At 68.2% G+C, this 7,845-nt stretch carries 7 protein-coding genes; 4 read left to right on the plus strand and 3 right to left on the minus strand.

Annotated elements, in window-relative coordinates:
* Positions 1 to 80 precede the first annotated feature (80 nt).
* Positions 81 to 509, minus strand: a complete 429-nt coding sequence (locus BDIM_RS00030; RefSeq protein ID WP_003163498.1) for a CBS domain-containing protein — start codon at positions 507 to 509, stop codon at positions 81 to 83.
* A 72-nt stretch (positions 510 to 581) separates the two neighbouring features.
* The gene (locus BDIM_RS00035) at positions 582 to 1,250 is read right to left on the minus strand and encodes a rhomboid family intramembrane serine protease (protein ID WP_003163499.1); all 669 of its coding nucleotides are present in this window, start codon (positions 1,248 to 1,250) and stop codon (positions 582 to 584) included.
* A gap of 143 nt (positions 1,251 to 1,393) precedes the next feature.
* On the opposite strand from BDIM_RS00035, the gene hfaA reads away from it, so the two are divergent.
* The 4 genes from hfaA (at position 1,394) to BDIM_RS00055 (ending at position 7,024) form a co-directional block, all read left to right on the plus strand.
* On the plus strand, positions 1,394 to 1,810 hold the full coding sequence (gene hfaA, locus BDIM_RS00040) for a holdfast anchoring protein HfaA (protein WP_003163500.1): 417 nt from the start codon (positions 1,394 to 1,396) through the stop codon (positions 1,808 to 1,810).
* Positions 1,807 to 2,826, plus strand: coding sequence for a holdfast anchoring protein HfaB (hfaB, locus tag BDIM_RS00045; RefSeq protein ID WP_003163501.1), 1,020 nt, complete (start codon positions 1,807 to 1,809; stop codon positions 2,824 to 2,826). Before hfaA ends, hfaB begins: the two co-directional genes overlap by 4 nt.
* Positions 2,753 to 4,006: a holdfast anchor protein HfaD gene (gene hfaD, locus BDIM_RS00050; RefSeq protein WP_050796548.1), complete on the plus strand. Its 1,254-nt coding sequence runs from the start codon at positions 2,753 to 2,755 to the stop codon at positions 4,004 to 4,006. Before hfaB ends, hfaD begins: the two co-directional genes overlap by 74 nt.
* A gap of 138 nt (positions 4,007 to 4,144) precedes the next feature.
* Positions 4,145 to 7,024: a M16 family metallopeptidase gene (locus tag BDIM_RS00055; RefSeq protein ID WP_040344419.1), complete on the plus strand. Its 2,880-nt coding sequence runs from the start codon at positions 4,145 to 4,147 to the stop codon at positions 7,022 to 7,024.
* Positions 7,025 to 7,149: 125 nt separating this feature from the next.
* Here BDIM_RS00055 and BDIM_RS00060 read toward each other — a convergent pair.
* Positions 7,150 to 7,845 (minus strand): hypothetical protein (locus BDIM_RS00060; protein ID WP_248601194.1); only part of this gene is annotated, 696 nt, incomplete at its 5' end.

The following is a 7,845-nucleotide window of genomic DNA, read 5'->3' on the forward strand; positions in this document are numbered from 1 at the left end:
CTTCGAACTGGCAAGCGGCAAAAGCGGCTTTCCCGATCTATCCACAGAACGGGCGCTTATGCACAGGACGAGCCCGCGCCCTACCCCGCCGCTATATAGGTGCGCAGGCTCTCAGCTTCCTGCGTGGCCTGGGCGATCTGGCATTTGACCACGTCGCCGATCGAGACGACGCCGGCCAGCCGCTTGTCCAGCAATACGGGCAGATGGCGGATTCGGCGGTCGGTCATGCGCGCCATCAGCGCCTCGACCGTTTCGGCCGGATCGGCGAAGACCACTTCGCTCGTCATATAATGGGAGACGGGACGCTTCAGCGCCTCGGGGCCGTCGCGGGAGATGGCGCGGACGATGTCGCGCTCTGACAGGACGCCGACCACGCTTGCGTCCTGACAGACGATCAGCGCCCCGACCTGGCGTCGCTCCAGTTCGGCGCAGGCGTCATTCAGAGAGGCGTCCGGCACCAGGGTGAAGACGGCGTCTCCCTTGCCCTTGAGAATCTCGGCGACCAGCATGGCGACTTCCTCCTTATGGGCAGGCCGTCGTCCGCGGGCGTCGCGGACCGGCCGCAAGGCGGACAGGTTCGCTCAGACGCCGCCGATAGGCAAATCACGGCGCGCGGCGAACCAGCCGCCGATGGGGCCTATGGCAAGAATACCGAACAGGAAGCCGACGGCGTGCGCTTCCCAGGCGATGCGGGCGCCGTCCGCGCCCGGCGCCAGGCCGATCAGGCCCACAATGAGATTCACCGCCATCCACGCAGCGGACGCTTTCAGAACCATGGGATGAAACAGCGGCAGGACTCGCCCATGCCCGCCCATCAACCGGGTCGCGGCGCCGATCAGGCCGAAAACCGCGCCCGAAGCTCCGACCAGCGGCGCCATGCTGTTCGGATGCACCAGGCCATAGCCCAGCGCCGCCACGGCGCCCGCCGCTATATAGAAGAGAATGAAGACCAGCGGCCCCGGCCCGCGCTCCATCAGCCGCCCGACCGGCGCGCCGAAGGCCAGAGCCCCCACGGCGTTCATCGTCACATGGGCCCAGCCGCCGTGCAGCAGCATGGAGGTGAACAGGCCCGTCCACTGTCCGCGCCACAGCTCCGCCGGGACGAAGGCCATGGAGAGTCCCTGATCGGGAAGCCGCTCCTGCAAGTAAAAGAGCACCGGCATGGATGCTGCGATCAGCAGAGGCAGGAAGGGCGCGTTGAATATCTTTTCGCGCGGCGGCCGCGGCGAACGGGCGTCAGATTGGGACATTCGCCCTTGATGGGGCCAGTCGCATCCGATCTCAAGACGCCGTTTTGCGCCAATACGACACTGAAACGGTATGGCACGGTCATTGCGTGAGCCGTTCCAGAAGTTCTCGGGAGCGCCTTATGTCGTCTCATAGCCTGACACTCATGGCCGTAGCGGCCGCCGCCGTCCTGGCGGTCCTGCCCGCCGGCTCGGCCGTCGCGCAGTCGACCGGCTCGGCCGGAGCGGGCCAATTCCAGGCCGGTTACGGCGCCTCGCGCTACACCACGGCCCAGGCCAGCCGCGGCACGACCCGCGACGCCAACGGCAATCGCCTGGTCGTCGACGGCATCATTCAGCAGAACGGCAGCGCCTATTCGCGCAGCGATAGCAACGCCTCGTCGAGCTACCTCAACGGCGGCGTCGGCTCAGGCGGCGGAACCAACATCGGCGGCTCCACCGCCATCGGCAACAACCTGAATGTGGTCGTCCAGGGCAACCGCAACACGGTCGTCGTCAACTCCAACCAGACCAACAACGGCGCCATCAACGCCGGCACCACCCTGAACGGGCCCCGTCCATGAACATCTCCGCCATCCGTCGCTCGCCCGTGCGCGCCCTCGGCTGCGTCGCCGCCGCTGCTGCTCTGCTGAGCGGCTGCGCCACCTCGGCCGGTCCCTCGGGCCAGTACGCCAAGCCGATCGGCAATGCGCCGGTCACGTCGAACCCGACGCCCTATTCGACCGCGCTGTACTGCCTGGCCGACTATGCGCGCCGCTACAACCTGCCCTCGCCGCGCATGGCGGTGGGCCGGATCAGCGACTACACCGGCTCCATCTCCTCGGACGGCGGCCGCCAGATCACCCAGGGCGCGTCCCTGATGGCCAACACCGCCCTGGCGAAAGCCGGCGCCCGCATCGTCGAGCGCTACGACACCTCGGTGTCCGAGCTTGAGCTGCGCTACGCCAACAACAAGCTGATCGGCGACGACGTGCCGAACGGCGCGCCCCAGGACGCGGCCTTCCGCCGCATCCTGGCCGGTCAGGTGCCGGGCTCGGACTTCTATGTGGTCGGCGGCATCACCGAGGTGAACTACAACATCCGCTCGGGCGGCTTCGACATCGCCGGCGGCGAAGTGGGCCAGAACGGCGGCTCGGGCCTGCTGACCGGCAAGGTGTTCGTGATGAACGTCGCGATCGACCTGCGCCTGGTGCAGACCACCACCCTCGAGGTCGTGGACGTCGTCTCCTATCAGAAGCAGATCGTCGGCCGCGAAGTGTCGGCGGGCGTCTTCGACTTCCTGAACGGCAACGTCTTCGACATCTCGGCCGGCACCAGCGGCCTGGAGCCCGTCCAGCTGGCGGTTCGCGCCCTCGTCGAACGCGCCACGGTCGAATTCATGGCCAATCTGTACGGCGCCCCCGGCCCGGAAATCTGCCTCAACCCCGCCAATGACCCGCTGGGCGACAGCCCGGTCGGCGCCACCGGCGGCTACTATCCCGCTTACGCAAACACGGACACGAACAATGGCCAAACTCGCGCCGACCCGTCTCGCTGGCACGATCGCCGCGACAGCGCTGTGCGTGGCGGCGGCCGCTGAGGCTTCCGCTCAGGATCGCGGGCTAGTCCTGAATGAACAGCTCAACCTGGGCGACGTCATCAGCGGTCAACGCCTGAACGTCGTCAACGTCAGCGACAACGTCGCCGTGTCGAACGCCGCCATGGGCAACGCCCTGTCCGGCGGCGCCGACGGCCGCGCCGCCGACATCCACTCGACCCAGGACATGCAGGGCGCCGCCGTGGCGGACACCTCCCTGACCCTGCGCGGCGAGACCGGCTATGTGAACAGCGTGACCCAGGCGCGCGGCAACTATCTGGCCGTCACTGCGGTCAACACGGGCATCGACGTCGACGCCGGTCAGAATCTGAACGGCGACGTCACGGCGCGCAGCCAGATCGTGGAGACCGGCGCTCGCCTGAACTACGGCGGCCATGTCTCGGCCGACGCCATCGGCAACACCGTCGCCCTGGGCGCAAGCGGCACGGGCGAACAGCGCGGCGGCGTCACCGGCCGCACCGATCAGAACTCGACCGGCGAAATCTACGCCGAGAACGAAGCCCGTTTCACCTACGCCCCGGCGCCGGCCGTCTTCAGCAGTCAGGCTTCGGCCAACGCCGTGCAGGCGACCTCGACGCCGAACTCGCACCAGAACCTGTCGGTCAGCCAGAACGCCTCGGGCGCCGGCGTCACCGCCTGGACCGGCGTGTGGGCGGGCAACGCCTGGGACATCGCCGCGCGCAGCCGCGCCGCCTCCAACCAGGCCGCCTTCTACAACCAGGGCGGTTCGCTGGTCGTGGACGTGGATCAGCAGAACGCGGCGGAAGTGCTTTCGCGCACCGAGCTCAGCTCCTATGACTTCGGCGCCGCCCATTCGACAGCCGAGGCCGTGGGCAATGAGGTTCATGCGGGCAACAACGACATCTATGTCAGCATCGACAACACCCAGATGAACACCGGCGGCGTCACCGCCAGCGCCGGTTTCACGGGTCAGAACGGTTACGACGCCTACGTCGGCGCCAATGCGGCGGGCAACGCCGTCACCGGCTTCGGCTGCTCGACCTGCGGCAGCGACCTGAACGTGCGCAACAGCCAGACCAACATGGGCGACGTGCGGGCGACGGCGACGACCAACATCAACGGCTGGGGCCGCAACGTCGTCGCGGGCGCCAACGCCGTCGGCAACACGGCGAGCTTCTACGTCACCAATCCGGGAAATTAACTTTCGGTAACTTGAGGTAGTCAAGTTCGTTTGTCACCGTGAACAGGCGCGAGGCTGAAGAAGCTTCGCGCCTGTCTTACGTGCAGGGCCGCAATCAGTCCCGGGGGCCGCCCGCTCGCACGTCGCGGAGACTACTGAATGCGATCCCCTCGCCGCCTGCTCCTGCTTGCCGCGTCCAGCCTCGCCCTGATGGGCGGAGCCGCGCTTCCCGCCGTCGCCCTGACCCCGCCGTCAGCGGTCGCGACGCAGGACGCCCAATCTTCCAGGCCCTGGGCCCAGGCGGCCAGCGACATTCCCGCCGACGCGGCTGTGCGCTTCGGCGTCCTGCCCAACGGCATGCGCTACGCCATCCTGAAGAACGCCACCCCGCCCGGTCAGGCGTCGCTGCGCCTGCGGATCGCGGCCGGTTCGCTGATGGAGAACGAAGACCAGCTGGGCCTCGCTCACTTCATGGAGCACATGGCCTTCAACGGCACGACGAACGTGCCTGAAAACGAGCTGCTGCGGATTCTGGAACGCCTGGGCTTGGCCTTCGGCGCCGACACCAACGCCTTCACCAGCTTCGACCAGACCGCCTATACGCTGGAGCTGCCGCGCACCAACGACGAGACCGTCGACACCTCGCTGCGGATCATGCGCGAACAGGTCTCCGAAGCCCTGATGAAGGCGGAAGACATCGACGCCGAGCGCGGCGTGATCGAGGGTGAAGAGCGCCTGCGCAACACCCCCGCCCTGCGCTCGCTGAAGGCGCAGATCGCCCTGCTGGCGCCCGGCCAGCGTCTGTCGAACCGTCTGCCGATCGGCGACCTCAGCATCATCCGCAGCGCCCCGCGCGAGCGATTCGTCGAGTTCTACGAAGCCTATTACCGCCCCGAGCGCGCCACCATGATCGCGGTCGGCGACTTCGACGTCGATCAGATGGAAGCCAAGATCAAGGCGACCTTCTCGGACTGGACGCCCAAGGCCGCCGACGGTCCCGAGCCCGATTTGGGACAGGTCGCCCCGCGCCAGCCCGAGACCCGCATCCTGGTCGAGCCGGGCGTGCAGTCCTCGGTCCAGTTGAACTGGATCCGCAACCCCGACCTTGATCCCGACACCGCCGCACAGCGTCGCGACGCCCTGCTGCAGAACCTGGGCATGGCCGTGCTGAACCGTCGCCTGGGCGAACTGGCCCGCGCCGACAACCCGCCCTTCATCGGCGCCGGCGGCGGCCAGGGGACTCTGTTCAAGACCCTGGACCTCGGCAGCGTCTCGGCCGCCTTCAACCCCGGCGGCATCAAGCGCGCGCTGGAGACCATCGAGCAGGAACAGCGCCGCTTGGTGCAGTTCGGCGTCTCGCAAGTCGAACTGGATCGCGAAGTCGCCAACACCCGCACCGCGCTGGAAAACGCCGTTCAGGCCGCAGCGACGCGCAGCACCCCGGCTTTGGCCAACGCCCTGCTGGGCGCCGCCAACGACGACAAGGTGTTCTCAGCGCCCGCCACTGACCTGGCCCTGTTCGAGGCCGCGGTGAAGGATCTCAAGGCGGAACAGGTCAGCGCCGAGGTCAAGCGCGCCTTTGAAGGTCAGGGCCCGCTTGCCCTGGTCATCACGCCCGAACCGATCGAGGGCGGCGAGGCGGGCGTCACCGCCCTGCTGGAAGCCAGCCGCGCCACCCCCGTGACCGCCCCGGCCGCCCAGGTCGAACTGGAATGGCCCTACGCCGACTTCGGCGCCGCCGCCACGCCAGCCTCGACCACCGAAGTCGCCGCTGTCGGCGCCACCGTCGTCACCTTCCCCAACGGCGTGCGTCTGACCGTCAAGCCCACCGCCTTCAAGGATCAGCAGATCCTGATCTCGGTCCGCACCGGCATCGGCGAAATGGGTCTGCCGACCGACCGCTTCACCTCCGAGTCCCTCGCCCCGATGGTCTTCACGGCAGGCGGTCTGGGCAAGCTGACGGCGGACGAACTGAACCGCGTCCTGACCGGCAAGATCTACGGCGCAGGCTTCGCCATCGACGGCGACGCCTATCAGCTGTCGGGCGCCACTCGCCCGGCCGATCTGCAACTGCAGATGCAGGTGCTGGCCGCCTATCTGACCGATCCGGGCCTGCGCCCGGCGCCGTTCGAGCAGATCAAGGCCGTCCTGCCGCAGTTCATGGCTCAGCAGATGGCGACCCCCAGCGGCGCCTTCAGCCTTCAGGCCAGCGGCCTGCTGGCCAGCGGCGACAAGCGCGAATCCATGCCCTCGCCGCAGGAAATCGCGGCCTTCACCCTGGATGAGCTGAAGCAAGGCGTGGTTCAGGGCCTGGCCTCCGGCCCGATCGACATCGTCATGGTCGGCGACGTGAAGGTCGAGGACGCCGTCGCCTCGGTCGCCTCGACCTTCGCCGCCCTGCCCGCCCGCGCTCCGGCCGCCCAGCCGATGGCCGGTTCGGATCAGCGCCGCTTCCCGGCGCCGACGGCCCAGCCGATCCGCCTGACCCACGCCGGTCCGGCCGAGCAGGGCCTGGCCTATATCGCCTGGCCGACCACGGATGCGGTCAACGATCGCACCGAGTCGCGCCGTGCCGCCATCCTGGCCGAGGTGCTGAAGCTGCGCGTCCTGGACGAAATCCGCGAGAAGCAGGCCCTGGCCTATTCGCCCAGCGTCCGCGCCTCGGCGTCCGACGTGTTCCGGGGCTATGGCTCCGTCTCGATCACGGCCGACACGGCGCCCGAGAAGTTCGGCGCCTTCTTCAGCGCCGTCGACGCCATCATCGCCGACCTGCGCGACAAGCCGGTCAGCGAGGACGAGCTGAACCGCGCCCGCCTGCCGGTGATCGAGTCCCTGCGCCGCAGCCAGGCCGGTAACGAATACTGGCTGGGTCAACTGGAGGATCTGGCCGCCAAGCCCGCCTCCCTGGAGCAGATCCAGACGCACATCAGCGACCTGGAATCCTTCACCGCCGCCGACATCCAGGCGGCAGCGCGTCAGTATCTGAAGCCGGACACGGCGTGGAAGGCCGAGGTCGTCTCGGCCAGCGCCGCGCAGTAAGACGGCTTAGACGAAGAAAGGGCCCCGTTCCGCAAGGAACGGGGCCCAGTCGTTTAGGCCTATCGACGGAGAGTCGATGCCTGGACCTTAGGCGTCTACGCCTGTCGCCAGGCTGAACAGCCGGTTCAGAAAACCCGGCCGCCGACCCCGCCGTCCATCATGATCATGCCCGTGGACGCCGCGCCCTCGACCATTTCCTCGCGATACTCGGTGTAGGTCTCTTCGCGCATCATGGTCAGCACCTTCACGCCGGCGCCGTAGCGACGCAGCAGCGAACGCTCGTTGCACTGACGCGCCTGCTTTTCAGGACGGCATTCCAGACGCCCGCCCGCGCCGTGCCACAGGGCGTCGCCCTTGTTGCAGGCCACGGTCTCGCCCGGCGCGCCTTCGGCGTCGCTGATGGTCCACTGCAGCTTCGTGCCCGCCAGGCAGCGATACAGTTCGCCGTCATAGCTGTTGGCGACGTCGCGGCCCGGCGTCACCTGGGACGCGGGGTGCGGCACATTGCGGTCGTCGATGCAGACGGCCTGCAGCACGACCTGCTTTTCGATGCGGCGCGTGGCGGTGAAGGGCACGCGCACCGACTGCATCCCGCCCTGGACGTTCAGGCCCTGGATGGTGGTCGGATAGGGCTGATCGACGTTGAAGTAAGCGCCGCCGCCGCCCGCAACGATGACCGTCGAGCCTGCTCGCGATCCGGCCCAGGCGCGCGCCGAAGCGTTGGCGCTGGCGTTCGCATTGACGTTCACGTTGACGTTCACATTGCCGCCGCCCGAGCCGCAGCACGGAGGGGGCGGAGGCGGCAGGCAGCCGCCGCCGGC

The sequence above is a fragment of the Brevundimonas diminuta ATCC 11568 genome, assembly GCF_000204035.1.
GTDB classification, from domain to species: domain Bacteria; phylum Pseudomonadota; class Alphaproteobacteria; order Caulobacterales; family Caulobacteraceae; genus Brevundimonas; species Brevundimonas diminuta.

What these genes read in the sequence shown, in the direction of transcription:
- BDIM_RS00030 (WP_003163498.1), bottom strand. Translation starts at nt 509, where the DNA reads ATGCTGGTCGCCGAGATTCTCAAGGGCAAGGGAGACGCCGTCTTCACC.
- BDIM_RS00035 (WP_003163499.1), bottom strand. Translation starts at nt 1,250, where the DNA reads ATGTCCCAATCTGACGCCCGTTCGCCGCGGCCGCCGCGCGAAAAGATA.
- hfaA (WP_003163500.1), top strand. Translation starts at nt 1,394, where the DNA reads ATGGCCGTAGCGGCCGCCGCCGTCCTGGCGGTCCTGCCCGCCGGCTCG.
- hfaB (WP_003163501.1), top strand. Translation starts at nt 1,807, where the DNA reads ATGAACATCTCCGCCATCCGTCGCTCGCCCGTGCGCGCCCTCGGCTGC.
- hfaD (WP_050796548.1), top strand. Translation starts at nt 2,753, where the DNA reads ATGGCCAAACTCGCGCCGACCCGTCTCGCTGGCACGATCGCCGCGACA.
- BDIM_RS00055 (WP_040344419.1), top strand. Translation starts at nt 4,145, where the DNA reads ATGCGATCCCCTCGCCGCCTGCTCCTGCTTGCCGCGTCCAGCCTCGCC.